Raw genomic sequence first — 16,717 nt, 5'->3', positions numbered from 1 at the left:
GCGGGCAGAAGCCGGTCGTGACGACAACCTGCCCGCTACACTCCCACCGCTCGACGTTTCCCCAGGTCAAGCCACAAAGTACTGCTGGAGTACTAGGCGACACGACCCGTCCGGACGGGCCCACAACATGAGCGAGGAGCTCGGCGCTGTCTCCGCCGGAGCCCAGAAACCGACGGGTTCGCGGAATCTCGCGCGTCTCTACGGATGAACCCGCGGTGGATAAGTCAATGATGGCTGCTCCTGCAGTGGGTTCGGGCCGGGAATGGGAACGACAGGAATGAAGAGCAGGCAGCAGGAACGGGCTGGACGGATGAAGCTCTCGTCTTCACCACCCACACCGGTAGACCGCTCGCCCCACCAACCTCACCTGCCGCTTCCTCCGCCGCGCAGGACTTCGGGCGATCCGCTTCCACTCTGGTGTCGAGCATCGCGGCCCACCAGCAGGGTGGTGGGCCGCGATTCATGTTTGGGCTAAATGAACGGTCCGTCCAAGACCTCGAACGAACAGTTCCGTGACAATACATACTGCTTGGACCAGCTGGTCGTTGCGTCGTGGATCGACCGGGCTGACCATTCATCCGGACCTGGATCCAGATCCAGTGCGAAGAAGCCGTCGACATAGCCGAGATTCAGGCCGTCGGAGAGAACCTGCAAGGGGTATGCGAAAGTCTCGGCAAGGCGGTACTCGCTGATGCCGCTCATAGAGATTCTTACCAGTTTCCAACCAAATAGGCGGCCTGCTGGACCGCCTTCCCCTGGGATTGTGCGGTCCAGCGCTTGGATCTCCACCTCGATGGTGCGGCCAGCCCGATCGCCGCGCGGGAGGACGATGGAAATATGGGTGATGACACCGTCCTCGAACCTCAGAAACCTTTCAAGGAAATCGTGAACTGTCTCCTCAGAGAGATGTTTGACAGTCATTTTCTCACTCATTTCAGGGGCGCAGATTCCAGCCGGGCGGCACGTCGGACTCCGGAATATGGGGTGCGCCTGCACCATGGCCGGCACCGGGCGTTCCTGGAGGATCGATCACATGGCCATGGGGTCCGCCAGTGCCATGATGCTTGAAGTCGAAATGGCCGACCGCGTTTCCATCCTTGTCAAATATCGTGTTCTGAACAGGAGTGCCGTCCTGCCCTGTCCTTGTGTATACCGAGTCCGGCACTCCGCCGGACCACGGAGGATTTCCCGTCCCGGAAGAATGTCCCCCCTGCGGATTGGTGCCCCCGCCACAGGGGTTATAAGGGGTGGCTCCCGCGTTGTGAACAAGGACCGACGTGGCCCCCGCCAGGACATAGTACGTGTGCAGGTCATCGACCGTGAGGTTGTGGACCCGCTTGTGCTGGGTCCACGCGCGCACGACGCCTACCTGGGTGTAGGAACCGTTGCCGGTCTGCAGCAGCATTCCGGGGACGATTTCCTTGGCGTAGACCCACTTGCCAAGTTCGGGCGCCCAGAACGGGTGATTGTCCGTCGCGACGACCTTGCCCGAATGTCCGCCGGGGTTGGTGACAGTGATCTCGACCAGGTGCTTCTGGCCCTCACCGGTGATGAGCGCGGTGACCATACGCGGGCCGGTTTCTCCGGTCACCGGGTCGGTGGCGGTGACCGTGTCGCCGACGCGCACCTGTTCGATGGCCTTGTGGTTGCCGTCGGCCATCACGACCAGAGTGCCCGGGGTGAAGCTGTTGCCGGTGCCGCAGCTCCCTGCACCGTTGTCGGGAGCCTTGGGGGCGGATCCGCTGTCGGCCGGTTTTGGTGCGGGAGGGCTGTCTGCCGCCTTCGGTACGGGTGCGGTGTCGGCGGCTTTGGCCGTCTTCGCCGCGTCCGCGGCGTTGCCGGCGTTCTTGGCGGCCTGTGCGGCGTCGAGCGCCATGTTGCCGTACTTGGCCGCGTTCGCCCCGTAGCCCAAGCCCGGGATGGCCGAGGCGGCGGAGAGGCCGGCGAGGGCGTAGTTGCCCTCCGCGGCGTACCAGCCCGCGTTGGCCAGGTCGGCGGCCTCACCGACGACCGGGACCATGCCGACGACGTCGAGGGTGGTGTGGCCGATTGTCTTCCAGGACGGCATCTTCGGCCACTTGCCGGTCGGGTCGGTGAGCTTGACCGGGTTGTTGTGGGTGTAGGTGTAGGCGGCGAGGTTGCGCGGCTCGGCGATGCCGCCCGCCATGCCGCCGTCGAGGTAGTCGGGGAGCGCCGGGTCGGTGCTCGCCCAGAGCTGGGTCCGTGGGTTGTAGTAGCGGGCTCCGTAGTAGTAGAGCCCGGTCTCTGCGTCGAGTTCCTTGCCGGTGAACTGGTAGGGCGTGTCCGCCTGTCCGGTCCGTTCCTCCACCCAGGTTTCCCCGTACGGGAAGTACTCCAGGTGCTCGGTGACCTTGCCCTGCTTGTCGGTGACGTAGCCGGAGGAGCCGATGTGGTCGGCGTGGAAGAACTGCTGGGCGTCCTCGGCACCGGTGGTCGCGACGGTCTTGGTCGTCATGCGGCTGTCGCCGACGAAGACGTGCTTGTAGCCGGTGGTGTCGCGTTCGCTGTAGTACCGGTTCGGGTACAGCGAGAGCCCGTCCTCGCTCCGCTTGACGAGGCGGTCGCCCTTGTCGTCGTAGACGTAGGAGACGGTGGCGCCGGCGCAGCCGCTCGGGTCCTGCGTGAGGGTGCCGGTCGCTGCGTCCTGGTTGCAGACGAGGCGGTTCTCCTCGTCCCACACGTACTGCCGGCGCTTGTCGGCGACGGCTGTGTTGACCGTGCCTGTCAGGTTGCCGTTGGCGTCGTAGGCATGGCTGACCGGACCGACCTTGGTCGGGGCATGCGGTGCGGCGCCGTCGTAGGCGTACGTGTAGTCGTAGGTGGTCCGGTCCTGGACGTCGCCCGGGTTGGACGGGTCCTCGACCGGTTCGATCGGCCCGGCTCCGCCGCCTCCGACCGGGAAGGCCGGCGTGCCGCCGGTGACCTCGTGGGTCTGCGACTTGCTCGTGGTGTTGTGGATCGAGTCGTAGCCCAGGCTCAGTGTGTACGTGTTGACCGCGTTGTTCTTGTCCGTGTACCGGCCGGACGCGGAGGTGAGCCGGTACTGGTCGTCGTATCCGTAGGTCTGGCTGCTCGGACCGCCGATGTCCCCGCCCTGCGGCGCGTTGTTCGCCAGCGAGGTGATGTTGCCGATCTTGTCGTAGGTGTAGCCCAGGTTCTGGAACGCGGTTCCGCCCGGCGCCACGGACTTCAGTGCTCCGAGTCGGCGGTCCTCGGCGTCGTAGGCGTAGGTGGTGCGGACCCCGTTGCCGGTCTGCTGGAGGATCTTCTGCCCGAATTTGTCGTAGTCGACCCGGTCCAGGTACGTGTAGCCGGTGCCGTTCTTGGATCCGGTGGCCCGGCCGACCTGGCCGCCCGAGTCGTAGTCGTAGGTCAGGACCTCGCCGTCGGGATAGGCCATCTGCAGCACGCGGTTGAAGGCGTCGTAGCGCCAGGCGGTGGTGTAGGTGCGCGGGGCGTCGCGGACCGCGGTGATCGTGCGGGTCTCCTTGATCACCTCGCCCAGCGCCCCGTAGGCGCGCTTCACCGTTCCCGCCGCGTCGTGGACCTCGGTGACGCGCGAGGCCGCGTTGTCCGGTGCGCCGGGGGCTCCGTACTCGTAGGAGACGTTGTTCTCCGGGAACGTCGGGTAGCGGATGGCCTTCAGCCGCGAGTACTCGTAGTCGTACTCGACGGCCTTGTCCGCAGCCCGCAAGTTCGCGGTGATCTTCGACGTGACGTTCCCGGCGAGGTCGTAGCGGGTCTCGGAGCGCCCGGCGTCCGGGCTGTCGAACGAAATGCGGCGTCCCAGCGCGTCGTAGCCGGCGCGCGTGACGTTGTTCTTGTCGTCGGTGATCGTCGTGACCTGACCTGTGGGGTCGTACGCGTAGCTGGTCCAGATCTCCGAGGAGCCGTTGGACTCCTTCGCCGAGGTGGTGGCGCCCCGGACGTCGGTGTAGGTGCGGCGCTCCTTGCCGTTGCCGTCGGTCACCGTCCGCTCGAAGCGGGTCGTGCCCGCCCGGTCCTCGCCGAAGCCGTATCCGGTGCTGGTGGTGACGCCGTCCGGTTGCACGGTCCTGACCGAGCGGTCCAGGACGTCGAAGGTCTCCTTCGTGGGTGCCACGGAGTCGAAGGAGGCGTTGAACGTGGTGTTCGCGGCTCCCTTGTCCTCGGTCACCGGGTAGTACTTCTCCACGGCGCGGCCGAGGGAGTCGAACTTCAGCCGGCCGGAGACCGTCATCACCTGGGTGGGCGTGGCCCCGGGCGAGGCGGACACCGAGGCGTCCTTCTTGGTCTGCAGTGCGCGCTTGAGGCCGTCGCTGAAGGTGACGGTGTCGATGGTGTCGTCGCGTACGCCTGAGGCGGCACGGTCGAGGTGCTTGGTCGTGGCGTACGGGACGGTCGCCTCGGGGTGGTAGCCGAAGGTGATGGTGGCCTGGTCGCCGTCCTTCTCGTAGGGCCCGGTCACCTTGTCGAGTCGGCCGACGCTGTCGTAGGACATCCGGAGCGGCTGGCCGTTGTGGTCGGTGTTCCGCTCGGGCTGGCCGTATTTGAGGTTGTACGCCGTGGACGAGCGGTAGCCGAAGCTGTCCTCGATGGACTCGACGTGTACGCCGACGGTGGTGTCGTAGCCGTACTCCAGCTTGTAGCGCTGCCCCTTTGCGTTGGCCGGACCGGTCACCGATTTCAGGTTCCCGTCCGGGTGGTAGGTCAGGTCGGAGACGGCCGCGGTGTCGTCGTCGAGGTACTCGCGTACCTGGCGCACGGCGCCGGTCGCGCAGTCGACGGTGGATTCGCGGTGCCGTAGGAGTGCGCCGGTGGCCGCGGCCTTCTGCCGTATCGCGTTGGCGATGCCGACGAGGTTGTGGTCGCGGCACTGCGTGTCGGAGCCGCTGTACGCGAAGACGGTCTCCAGGTCGTCCGCGGTGCCCTCGTCGCCCGTGTCGAGGGTGCGGGTGACGTTGCCGTAGTCGTCGTAGGAGAGGTCGGTGAATGTGGACCTCGCTGCGGTGGCCGCGCCTTCGTAGTGCTTGTCCTCGACTCGGGTGAGCTGCGGGTAGACGGTGGCCGTCCGGCTCTTCGGGTCGGCGTCCTCGTCCGTCGAAGTGTCGTGCAGCCGGTAGGTGTTGAGTGTCTCGCGGTACGGGCGGCTCGCGCCGTCCGCGGTCAGCGTGCGGGTGAGCAGGCCGCGGCTGTAGTACCCGTCGGTGCGGTACTCGTTCGTCACCGCGCGGCGGACGGCGTCGTCCGCACCGGGGTCGCGGTCCTCGGTCACCACGCGGCCGAAGCCGAGGAACTCGCGCTCCAGCCGGTCGTGGCGGCCCTGCTCGTAGCGGAAGGTGGTCAGACGCGTGTCTGCACCGTCACCCGCGAGCCCGTCGAACACCGAGGTGCGGGACAGCACCCAGCGGCTCTCCTGCATGTCAGCGGTGTTGCCCGAACGGGTGTAGTCCAGGTCGATACGGGCGCCCATCGGCCGGCTGACCGAGCGCAGCAGGTTGGTGCGACCGGTCTTGTTGACCGCGACCACCAGCTCGTCGTCCCGGGTGGACTTGACGTGGTCGGCCAGCCCGTCGCCGTTGACGTCGCGCAGGCTGGTTTCGGCCCGGCTGATGCCGGTGGACGCGTTGACGCCGGGGTTGAAGACGAAGACGCCGACGGGAGTGGGCAGGCCGACGGTGAAGTAGACGCCCGCGCCGAGACTGGCGTTCTTGTCGACGGCGATGTCGGGGAAGCTGCCGCGGAAGGGGGCGGGCGCGGTGAAGCCGGTGCCGGTGTTGACCGCGACCTTGATCGGGTTGGCCCCGTCGGTGAACACCCGGTCGGTGAGGCCGTCGCCGTTGACGTCCGTCATGCTCGCGTTGGTGTACGAGGTTCCCAGCTCGGCGGACACGCCGCCCGCGAAGCCGTAGCGGTCGACGTTGAACCCGAGGTTGACGCCGACGTTGCGGGTGGACGCGTCGTTGATCGGTCCGGCCGACCAGGGTTCGCGGGCGGCGAAGGAGTAGCCGAGGTTCAACTGGGCGTCGCCGTTGCCGAACACCTTGTCCGGCAGCCCGTCCCCGTTGATGTCGATCAGGTCGACGCGGGCGTCGGACTCGCCGCCGCCGAGGCTGCCGCCGATGCCGAGCGACGGTTGGACCGCGCCGGTGGTGGCGGTGTTGGCGCTGGTGCCCGCGTCGGGCGCGGCCATGCCCAGTGCGCTGGCGATGGTGGCGGTCTCGCTGCCGGCGGAGAGCGACACGTTGCCGGAGACGTTGTCCGCCTCGCGGACGTTGCCGCCGAGGGTGCCGCGGGTGGCGCCGAGCGCGCCGGTCATGTCGGAGAACTGGATCTCCTTGGCGCCCACGACGTCGGGGTAGCCGTCGCCGTTGAGGTCGAGGTAGTCGACCGAACCCGCGGTGATCCCGCCGACCACGGTGCCGCCGAACGGGCCCGCGGCCAGGGTGGCCGACACCTGGCCGGTGACACCGCGGCGCATCACCGCCCGGTCGCCCGCCACATCGGCGTCGGTGACGACGTCGATGGTGTCCGCGCCGAGGCGGGAACTGGTCGCCATCGCGGCGGTGACCCAGGAGGACTCGTCCTGGGCGGCCCAGCCGCCCTTGGCGGGAACGGGGGCGAACACCGCGAGGCGCGGCATGGTGAGCCGCGGATTCGCGGCGAAAGGCGCGACGTCCGCTTCCTTGGGCTCCTTGGGAAGCGCGTCCTTGAAGCTCTGGTCCAGCGTGAGCTCGGCCTGCTTGAGCGGTTGGGTGGCGCGGTCGCGGTTGCCCTGGTAGCCGATCACACCCCATCCGCGGTAGGGCTGGGCGAAGGCGCCCTGCCCGACGGAGCTGTGCAGGGCGCTGGGCGCCGGGGTGAAGGTCGGCCAGCTCGAGGTCACGTCATAGGTGACCGACGCGGACTGCGAGACGAGCAGGCCGAACAGGCCGGTCTCCGTCGTGGAGTAGTCGATGAAGAGCTCGTCGCCGGCGGTGACCGGCACGGTCAGGTCCAGATTCGGGCCACCGAAGGGGGAGGTGTCCCTGGCCTGGAAGATCCGTTTGGCGAGCAACTGCCCGCCGCGCTTCTTCACCGTGAACGCGATCTTGGCGTCACCGAGGAGGTTGAAGTTGAAGGACAGCTTCGGCCGCACCTTCAACTGGCCGGTCTTGGTCGCCTTGTAGGACTGCTGCGGCGCGGTGAGGGTGTCCGCCGGGAACATGTCCATGTCGTAGGGCGGGGTGATCACCAGCGTGGGGTTGCCCGCGGCGTCGACGACCGACTCGACCCCCTGCGCGGCCGTGTAGTGCGCCTTCGGCGCCCAACTCACCGCCGAGGCGTCGATCGGGGAGTCGGTCTTCAGCTTCCACGACATCTTCTCGAACGTGCTGACCGGAATGCTGATGTCGATCGCGGAGGTGCCGGTCGACGCGGCGGGCAGGACCTTGCGGAACACCTCCGTGCCGGCGTGGACGCCGTTGCCCTTCTCGATCACGACGGTCACGTCGTCCGAGGTCGCCTTGTTCTTGACCACGTCACCGGTCAGCCGCAGCGTGCCGTTCACCGGCACGGTCACCAGGGACGGCCTGCCACCGAAGGTGAAGTCGGCCGACGCGCGGAACACGGTGTCCGCCAACCCGTTCGCATCCGTGCCGGCCGGCAGGTTGGTGTAGGTGATCGCCGGGTCCCACGCCACGGTGTCGTATTTGCCGTCCAGAATGGACTGTGTGCGGAAGTAGAGCGCGTCGCCCTTCTTCACCGGAATCGACGCCACATTGCCCGGGGCGAACTCGGTGTGGTCATCGGGGCCGATCCGCTGCGCCCAGAGTTCGGCGTCCTTGTGCTGGATGGTGACCCGCACGCCGTCGGCCTTGGTGTAGGCCGCCCGAGCCGGGGAGGGATCCTGGGTCAGCTGCACGCGACCGTCCACGCGGACGTTGCCGTCGAACGGCGCGACCCAGCGGCGGACCGAGTCCAGCAGCGGTGAGTTGTCCACCTGCTGGTTGAACTGCGCGGTCTGATCGCCGACGATCTCGCCGGTCACCGCGCCGCCCCCGATCGGCGCCGGAGTGCGGGTGGAGTCCGCGCTGTAGGCGGGTTGCCCATTGGCGTCCAGGTAGCCGAACAGCACGCCGCCGTTGTTCACCAGGTCGGTTATGCCGTCGCCGTTGACGTCGCTGAAGAACCGGTCCGAGGTGGTCGTGGTGCCCACGAAGTCCAGCTGGGCCGAGGTGGTGAGGACGTACGCCTCGGCGCCGATGGTGCCGGACAGCGTGCGCTCGGTCGAGATTCCCGGGAGGTTGGTGAGCTTGATCGGCGTGTCGCCGAACTTCGGCTCACCACCTGGTTTGGCCAGATTGGGCCGGTAGAACACGTCGTTGTTCTTGCGGAACACCTTGTCCGGCAGGTTGTCGCCGTTCACATCGGTCAGTGTCGACAGGCCGTCGGACTGGCCCGCGCTGAACCCGACCTTCAACCCGACGGAACCCTCCTTGGTCGGCAGCCCCTGCACGTTGTAGCCCGCGAACAGGTGCGCGCCGAAGCCGGCCGATGTGTTCGCCGAGATCGCGCTGGCCTCGCCTTCGCGGATGTTCACCCCGAGGTCGTCGTCCGGCACCGACCAACCCGCCGCGTCGGCGAAGGCGTTGTAGTTGCCCGACTGGTCGCGCACGTCGTCGAAGTAGTCGAACGTGTGGGTGTTGAACAGCTGGTTGCTCTCGCTGAACTGCGACACCGAGGTGAGCAGCGTCTTGGCGAAGGCGCCGGTCCGGTAGTTCAGCTCGTAGGCGCGGATCAGCTGGTCGTCCAGCTTGACCTCGACCCGGCGCAGCAGGTCCGCGGTGACCTTCTTGAAGCCGTACCGCGCGTCGATCTGGACGTCGCCGCGGCGTGCCTCGCCCCGGTCGCGGTCCCGGATGAAGGTGACCGAATAGCGGCCCTCGGTGCCGCCGTGCCCGGTGTAGGTGATCCGCTGCGGGTAGAGCGCCCGACCCGGGACGGCGGCGTTCGCGACCCCGCCGTCGTCGACCCGGACATGGTGGTAGCGCAGCAGGTTGTCGTGCCCGTCGCGCACCTCGCGCACCGCCCACACCGCGATGTTGCCGGCCCCGTCGCTGAGCGTGGTGTTCTCCGCCCCGCCGAAGACGGTGCGGGTGCCCTGCTTGTCGGTGACCTCCCACCAGTAGTTCGACGGCTTGTCCCCGTGCCGGACGATCCGGTCGAACCGGCCCTCGACCCGGGAGTGGAACACCTTCTCCGCAGTACGTGCCTGGAGTTCGCCGCGGTGTGCCACTGGGGTGAGCTGCTCCCCGTTCAGTACGTACGACTCGGTTTCCTTGCCGCCGTCGTAGCGCGGGACGCCCCACCGGGTGTCCACCGTGATCGACGGCGTGCTCACGTCCCAGCCGACGCCGGTCCAGCCGTTGCCTCCCGCCGAGTTGTAGGCGACCGACAGCTCGGGTTGCAGGCCCGCACGCCCCTTGGGTAACTCGAGCGGGTACGCCAGCCGCGCGTCCCCCGTGCTGTTCGCCGTCGGGGCCTCGATCAGGTTCACCCCGGCGCCGGGGTCGGCCGCCTTGATGTCCTTGATCTGGTTCGGGTTGAACGACGTGCCCTCCGGCCCCTCAGGCCCGGTGACCGCAGACCCCGCGTCCGGGCCCGCCGCAGCGTTCTGCAACCTCTCGGGCGAGGTCAGCCCGAACATGGCGAGCGCCATGATCAGGACGAGGATCACGCCAGTCCGGCCCCGGAACACGCGCTGGACAGCCATCAAAGAGCCCCCACACCGTCGAACATCCCCAGAGCACGAGTCCCCCGACGACCGCGGCCCCCATTACTACCGAACGGTAAATTGCGAGCCGGGTCGTTCGTACAGGCTTTCTGGCCAAGACCTGACCCGTACGGTTACGATCCGACAACGGCCGTCCTCAACAGAGTGCTGACCGGTGGTGAGTACCAGTGCACCGACCCGAGACCGACCCCGCCGGCCGCGCCCGGCATGGCAGCGCCTCGACACAGTCATTCGCACACTGCGGGACCCCTGACCCGACGCGCCGGACGGTTCCGGCTAGCCTGGAAGTCAGTCAGCGCGCTGCGAACTACAGGGCAACCGTTGCCTGGCGCAGCACACCAGCTGTCGGGCGGAGAGGACCTACGGCGCGATGGGGTCGGTGTGACTTCTCGGGGTGGGCTGACGCGAGGTAATCCATGGCCGTGTCCTCGGCGATCCCGAAGACCGTCATCAGGTGTACCGGATCAGCGGTTGCCCGGGCCTCGTCCAAGATCCATTCAATGCGTAGCTGCTCCGCGTTGCTCGCGTGACCATCAGGTGTGGGTTGGTGGAGTACGGCCACAGAGCGAGCTGGCCGGCAGCAGCAATCGCGGGAGGTACCAAGGGCTGTCGGCGGTCCGCGGTCCCTTCGGCGGCTAGGCGTCCTTTCGAGTGGCCGAGTCGTCGCGGGGCACTGGGCGGCCAATCAGCCAAAGCCACAACCAGGCATGAGCGTTCCCAGCCACACCCGGGCACCTGGGTCTCCCGATCGTACGAAGGGCCGGAAGCAACCCGCCAACACGGTAAGGAGCGCTTCATCTGGCGAGTTGAGTGCCTCGGTCGGCGGTCATGGCCGGGAGCGGCCGCCAATTGGCGGGAACGTTGCGCATGACCAGGGCGCAGTCCAGGGTTGCGCTCCCTGGCGGGAAGCGGTCCAGGTTGTCGAAGAAGGACGAGGCGGCAGAGCGAACCCGGCCGGCTTCCACGTGCCAGGCGTCGGTGTGCAGTTCCATGCCGTCCAGGTGCCGGCCGGACTTGGTGGCCGAGTACCCCTTCGCCCCGGCTTGAAAAAAGCGGGAGGCCTCGGCGAGATCGGCGAAGAGATCGCTGCCCCGCAGCTCGTCGGTCGGCTCGACGGTGACGTCCACCCGGGTGTCGCCGTCCTGTGTCGCGAAGGCGACACGCATCCGGCCGGGTGTCTCGTGCACCTCGAAACCGGCGCGGCCGTGCTCGCCGGGGAAGACGCGGCCTCCGGCCCAGACGTTGAGCCGCGAGGCGGTGTCGCGACGTGGGATGTAGACGCCGGTCTCGACGCCGTTCGGTCCGTCCCATTCGACGGCGATCCGATGCGCCGCGTTCTCGCTCCGGAGCCCGAACGCCCCGGGGGCCCAGACCGGCCGGACACTTCCCAGCCGCAGCAGGCAGATGCCCGCGACCGCGTGGCCGTGCACCAGTTGCGGGCGCAGCGGCTCGGGAAGCAGGCGCGCCGCGGCGTCCGGGGCGACCCGGTAGTTCACCAGAAGCCGTCGTTCAATGACACTGGAGAGGCGCGGTTGCATCATGATCCCTCACTCTGCGCCCCGGGGCGCCATTTGGTGTGGCGGAGGACGATCTGCTCGGGGCAGACGGCGCTGAGAAACCGGCCGATGCAGGTCGCCAGGCGATCCTCGGCCAGTGTGTAGAGGATCCGGTTGCCGTCCCGGCGCTCGGTGACCAGTCCGGCTCCCTTGAGCACGCCAAGATGCCGTGAAATGGACGGCGAGCTGATCGCGAACCTGCTCGCGATCTCGCCTGCCGCGAGCTCGCCGGCTCTGAGGTCCTCAAGGATCTGGCGCCTCGTCGGATCAGCGAGCGCACGGAAGGCACCTGCCTCGTCCTGAGCTTCTGTCATGTTAGATATTTAGCACATTAGCTAAACGTCTATCAATGTTCCGGCGACCTCCGACGTCCCGAGCACCGTGTCGCGACGGACGAGTCGGCCCGCCAAGTCGCCCCTGCTGCCACCCGGCGGCCCGTTCAGGCACTCCGCCTGGTCGGGCAACGGCTCCGGGACACACTCACCCGTGCAGGTCTCCTCCCTCCTTCGGCTCTGCCCTCACCCAGATCCACGAGTCACCCCGGTGAACCGAAGGCCGGTACACGCCACCTCACATTCCCGGTGACGGCGTCGTCGTACTGATGGGACATCGGGCACAGGCCACGAGACCACTCTCGGGAAACAGAGGAATCAACATGTTGCGCACAATGGCTTCGTTGCCCAGTGGAAGGGTGGGGAAGTGGGTCGTCCTCGCGCTCTGGGCGACCCTGCTGATCCCGGTCCTGATGCTGGCCGGCCAGCTCGGCGACGTCGAGGAGAACGACAACTCGGCTTGGCTGCCCGGTAACGCGGAGTCGACCAAGGTCGTGGCCCGGGCCGAGAACTTCGAGCGTGCCGATACCCTGCCCGCGATCGTGATCTACGACCGGCCCGAGGGCATCACCCCTGCCGACATGGCCGAAGCACAAGCCGACACCGAAGCCTTCAAGGGCATCGAAAACGTTGTGGGGCAGCCACAGGGGCCGTTGAAGTCCCAGGACGGCAAGGCCATCCAGACCGTGGTCCAGCTCCACAAGGACAAGACGGGCTGGGAAGGGATCGGCAAGACCGTCGACGCGCTGAACAAGGTCGGCGAGGAGAACGCCAACGGTCTCGGCTTCCACGTCACCGGACCGGCCGGCTACGCGTCCGACTCGATCAAGGCGTTCAGCGGCGGAGGCGCCCTGACGACGATCACCGCATTGGTGGTCGTCGTGATCCTGCTGCTCACCTACCGCAGCCCGTTGCTGCCCCTGCTGCCCCTGCTGACCGTGGGCGTCGCCCTGGCCACGTCGGAGGCAGTGATCTACCTCCTGGCGAAGAACGCCGGACTCGTCGTCAACAAGCAGACCAGTTTCATTCTGACGGTGTTGGTGTTCGGCGCCGCCACCGACTACGCACTCCTGCTCATCTCGCGGTACCGGGAGGAGCTGCTGCGGCACGAGGACCGGCACGAGGCGATGGCAGAAGCCCTGTACCGCTCCAGCCCCGCGATCATCGCCAGCGCCGCGACCGTCGCGGTCAGCCTGATGCTGCTGATGCTGGCCACTCTCAGCTCCACCCAGGGGCTCGGGCCGGCCTGTGCCGTCGGCATCCTCGTCGGGCTGCTCGCCATGGTCACCCTCATGCCGGCCCTGCTGGTCATCTGCGGGCGCTGGATCTTCTGGCCGGTGAAGCCGTCGTACGGATCGGCTGAGGCGGCCAAGGAAGGCATCTGGACCCGGGTCGGCACCGGTGTCTCCCGACGGCCGCGGATCGTGTGGATCGGCACCACGCTCGTCCTGGGCATCATGGCGTTCGGGGCGTTCGGGCTCAAGGCCGACGGACTTTCCAACAAGGACCAGTTCACCGGCACACCCCAGATGGCTGTCGGCGAGAAGATCCAGTCCGAGCACTTTCCGGCCGGGTCGGGCGACCCCGTCTTCGTCGTGGCCAAGGCTGCCTCGGCGGAGCAGGTGAAGGCCGCGCTGGCCGCCGTACCGGGAGTCGTCGGCGTCTCGACGCCGATGATCAAGGACGGCGAGGCCATCATGCTCGGGGAACTCAAGGACGACCCCAGCAGCAAGACCGCGATACGCACCGTCGAGCAGGCCCGGATTGCGGTCCACGCGATCGACGGTGCGGATGCCCAGGTCGGTGGCAGCACGGCGATCATGCTCGACACGCAAGAAGCGGCCGCCCGCGACTCCAAGGTGATCATTCCCATCGTGCTGGTGGTGGTGCTCCTCATCCTCGCGCTGCTGCTGCGGGCGATCGTCGCGCCGCTGTTGCTCATGGCCACGGTGGTGCTGTCGTTCGGAGCGGCCCTCGGCGTGAGCAGTCTGATGTTCAATCACGTGTTCCACTTCGCCGGCGCGGAAGCCTCCTTCCCGCTCCTGACGTTCGTGTTCCTGGTCGCCCTGGGCATCGACTACAACATCTTCCTGGTCACCCGGGTACGCGAGGAGGCACTGCTGCACGGCACCCGGCGCGGCGCGCTGACGGGTCTGTCCACCACAGGGGGTGTGATCACCTCAGCGGGTCTGGTGCTGGCCGGCACCTTCGCGGCGATGGCGTCGCTGCCGCTGGTGTTCGCAGCCGAGCTCGGGTTCGCCGTGGCGTTCGGCGTGCTGCTGGACACCATGATCGTCCGCTCGGTGCTGGTCACGGCACTGACCCTGGACGTCGGCCGCTTGATGTGGTGGCCCAGCGCACTGTTCAGGCGTCACGAAACCCCGCAACCGCCGGCGGGCAAACCCGACCGCGAACCCGCGCTCAGGGCCATCTGACAACCTTCGCCCACGGGCCTTCCGGCGCCGGACGGAAGGCCCGGTGCGTCGCCGGTCCGGCGTCGACTCACCCTGGCCCGGAGGATGGACCCGGCGAGCCGCACCCCGGTGCAGTGATCGATATGGTCCCGCTGGGCCGCCTTACCTCTCGATGTACTGCGCGAGGACTCGGGCACCTTCGTGGAACGCTGCGCAGGCGTATCAACGCCGCTGCTGCCGTCCGCTCCCGAACGGCGCTGTCGCTACCCGGGTCGGCTTCGTGTACCGGACCGGGCGGCTCTCGCGGGCGTGATGTACGTGCTGCAGACCGGTGTCGCCTGGCGCGATGGTCCGGCCGAGACCGTGGGCTGCTCCGGGGTGACGGCCTGGCGCCGGCTGCGGGACTGGACCGAGGCCGGCGTATGGCCGCGTCTGCATGCCGCCCTACTGGCTGAACTGCGCCGCGCAGACCTTGTGGGCCTGGACGACTGCGCTGTGGACGGGTCGCACGTCCGGGCCCTGAAAGGGGGGATCACGTTGGACCCTCGCCTGTCGAGCCCCGGCGTCAGGCGGAATCCGATCCGGCGGACCTGACGGGCAACGCCCGTCGGGCTGCCCCCGTGGTCGCCGAGGCCGCCCGGCGCGGCGCCCGGGTCGCCGTCCTGCCGGAACTCCACCTGTGCGGTTACGACTTGCCGACCCTGACCGCCAACCCCGGCGCCTGCGAGGTCCCGGCCGACGCGGCGGGAGCCGTGACCGACCGGCGGCCGGCCCCACTGACCGAGGAGGCCGTGCGAACGGGGACGCTCGTCCTGGCCGGAGCGGCGGTCCGTCGGGCCGACGGTGCGCTCGTCAACGCCCTCCTGCGGATCGATCCCTCCGGCTCGGTGTCCCTGGGATACGCGAAGCAGCACCTCTGGCATGCGGACGAGGCCAGGATGTTCACCGCCGGCACCGGACGGGACGAGTTCGTGGACATCGACGGCTGGTGCCTCGGCTCGGCCATCTGCTACGACATGTCCTTCGCCGCGCACGCCGGCGCCGCAGCCCTGGCCGGCGCGCACGCCTACGTCTGCGCGAGCGCCGTCTACGCACCGTACGGCAGCCTCGTCGACAAGGCGGGAACGGACCGCGAGGAAGTCCTGGTCGGCGAGCTGGACCCGAACGAGATCACCCGGACCCGCGCCTTCCTGCACATGCTGGCGGAACGGGTCCGGACCCGCGAGGACCGGACGCGTTGCCGATCTGTCCCTCGTAGCACGCCTGCCGGACGTCGTCCGTGACCTGCTGCTTCTGCTGCGTGATGTACTGCTCGCAGGCCTTCATGTCCGCCTGGGCGGCCGGGGCGGTGAACGCGATGCCTCCGACGGCGAGGGCCAGGCCGGCGAGGATGCTGGGGATACGAGCCGACGAACGCATGCGGATGCATCTGCTCTCTCGATCGGTCACGCGATCCGAGATGCGCCGGACCACGGGCGGGGCGGCGCGGAGCAGGCACTCCGTGGGGCGACCGGCTCGACGCATCGGTCACCCTCGCCCTTCCGACGCTAGAGCACGGCACCAGCGCACGCACATAGGCCGACCGGACCCCCTCCCGGCGAGGCGGTACGGACCCGAAGTGCGCCGCGGACCGCGCGCGCGGAGAGTGGTCGGGGGAACAGCAGCGACCGAGGAGCCGGGCATGCCCCCCACGGCATCAGGAGAACAGTGGCGGCTGCGCCACGGCGAGCAGGCGGCGGTGGTGGTCGAGCTGGGCGGCGCGCTCCGCCACCACGAGGTGGGCGGGCGGCCGCTCCTCGACGGTTTCGCCGCCGACGAGCGGATCACCGGCGGACGGGGGCAGCTTCTCGTGCCCTGGCCGAACCGGGTCGCCGGCGGTCGCTATCGCTTCGGTGGCGAGGACCTGCAACTCCCGTTGACCGAACCGGAGAACGGCAACGCGATCCACGGGCTCCTGCGGTGGGTGCCGTGGCGGCTGCTCGCCCGCAGCGAGGACGCCGTCACGGTGGGCACCACCCTCTTCCCGCAGCCGGGATACCCCTACCGGCTGGAGGTCCGCGCCGAGTACCGGCTCGGCCGGGAAGGGCTCGAAACCACCGTCACCACCACCAACGCGGGGGACGGCGCGGCGCCCTACGGCGTGGGCCAGCACCCCTATCTGACCGTGGGCACCGACCTGGTCGACACCGCGCTGCTGACCGTCCCGGCCCGTCACCGGCTCTCCACCGACGCGCACGGCCTGCCGACCGGTGAGGAACCGGTCGAGGGCACGGCCTACGACTTCCGTACCGCCCGCCCCATCGGAGAGGAACGCCTGGACACCGCCTACACGGGCCTGGAGCCCGGTCCCACCGGTCACTGCGCGGTCCGCCTCGCGCACCCTTCGGGGAGCCGTGGCATCGACGTCCGGCTCGTCGAGGGCGTCCGGTACGTACAGGTGTACACCGGGGACTCTCTGCCACAGGCCGGGCGGCGTCGGCGCGGCGTCGCCATCGAGCCGATGTCCTGCCCCGCCGATGCCTTCCGCAGCGGCACGGCCCTCACCGTCCTGGAACCGGGCGCCGACCACGTCTTCCGGTGGGGCCTCGCCCCGTGGGGATCCTGGTGACCCCGGCCGGCCGGGAGCCGACGCCGCGGCCC

The 16,717-nt window shown here is 68.5% G+C and carries 7 protein-coding genes and 1 pseudogene; 4 read left to right on the top strand and 4 right to left on the bottom strand.

The genetic code is table 11. From position 1 onward, the window contains the following. Positions 1-471: 471 nt before the first annotated feature. From AB0O21_RS23725 to AB0O21_RS23710, 4 genes are all read right to left on the bottom strand, one after another. On the bottom strand, positions 472-921 hold the full coding sequence (locus AB0O21_RS23725) for a hypothetical protein (protein WP_365173531.1): 450 nt from the start codon (positions 919-921) through the stop codon (positions 472-474). 13 nt (positions 922-934) lie between these two features. After that, positions 935-9,754, bottom strand: a complete 8,820-nt coding sequence (locus tag AB0O21_RS23720; protein WP_365173529.1) for a SpvB/TcaC N-terminal domain-containing protein — start codon at positions 9,752-9,754, stop codon at positions 935-937. 815 nt (positions 9,755-10,569) lie between these two features. Beyond that, positions 10,570-11,316 (bottom strand): DUF2071 domain-containing protein, encoded by a 747-nt coding sequence (locus AB0O21_RS23715; RefSeq protein WP_365173527.1) that lies wholly within the window; start codon positions 11,314-11,316, stop codon positions 10,570-10,572. Next, positions 11,313-11,645, bottom strand: coding sequence for a metalloregulator ArsR/SmtB family transcription factor (locus AB0O21_RS23710; protein WP_365173524.1), 333 nt, complete (start codon positions 11,643-11,645; stop codon positions 11,313-11,315). Before AB0O21_RS23710 ends, AB0O21_RS23715 begins: the two co-directional genes overlap by 4 nt. A gap of 341 nt (positions 11,646-11,986) precedes the next feature. Here AB0O21_RS23710 and AB0O21_RS23705 point away from each other — a divergent pair, with 341 nt between their 5' ends. The 4 genes and pseudogenes from AB0O21_RS23705 to AB0O21_RS23690 all read left to right on the top strand — a co-directional run bounded on the left by AB0O21_RS23705 (position 11,987) and on the right by AB0O21_RS23690 (position 16,685). Next, entirely contained in the window at positions 11,987-14,098 is a 2,112-nt protein-coding gene (locus AB0O21_RS23705; RefSeq protein WP_365173521.1) for an MMPL family transporter, read from the top strand. 180 nt (positions 14,099-14,278) lie between these two features. Continuing rightward, a pseudogene (locus tag AB0O21_RS23700) lies at positions 14,279-14,634 on the top strand (transposase); the annotation flags it as partial. A 63-nt stretch (positions 14,635-14,697) separates the two neighbouring features. Continuing rightward, on the top strand, positions 14,698-15,360 hold the full coding sequence (locus tag AB0O21_RS23695; protein WP_365173553.1) for a carbon-nitrogen hydrolase family protein: 663 nt from the start codon (positions 14,698-14,700) through the stop codon (positions 15,358-15,360). 398 nt (positions 15,361-15,758) lie between these two features. Then, complete coding sequence (locus tag AB0O21_RS23690; RefSeq protein ID WP_365173519.1) at positions 15,759-16,685, top strand: aldose 1-epimerase family protein; 927 nt, start codon at positions 15,759-15,761, stop codon at positions 16,683-16,685. Positions 16,686-16,717: the final 32 nt, after the last annotated feature.

The organism is Streptomyces sp. NPDC091371 (assembly GCF_040684275.1).
Classification (GTDB): Bacteria; Actinomycetota; Actinomycetes; order Streptomycetales; family Streptomycetaceae; genus Streptomyces.
This window is presented reverse-complemented; position numbering and strand designations above follow the sequence as displayed.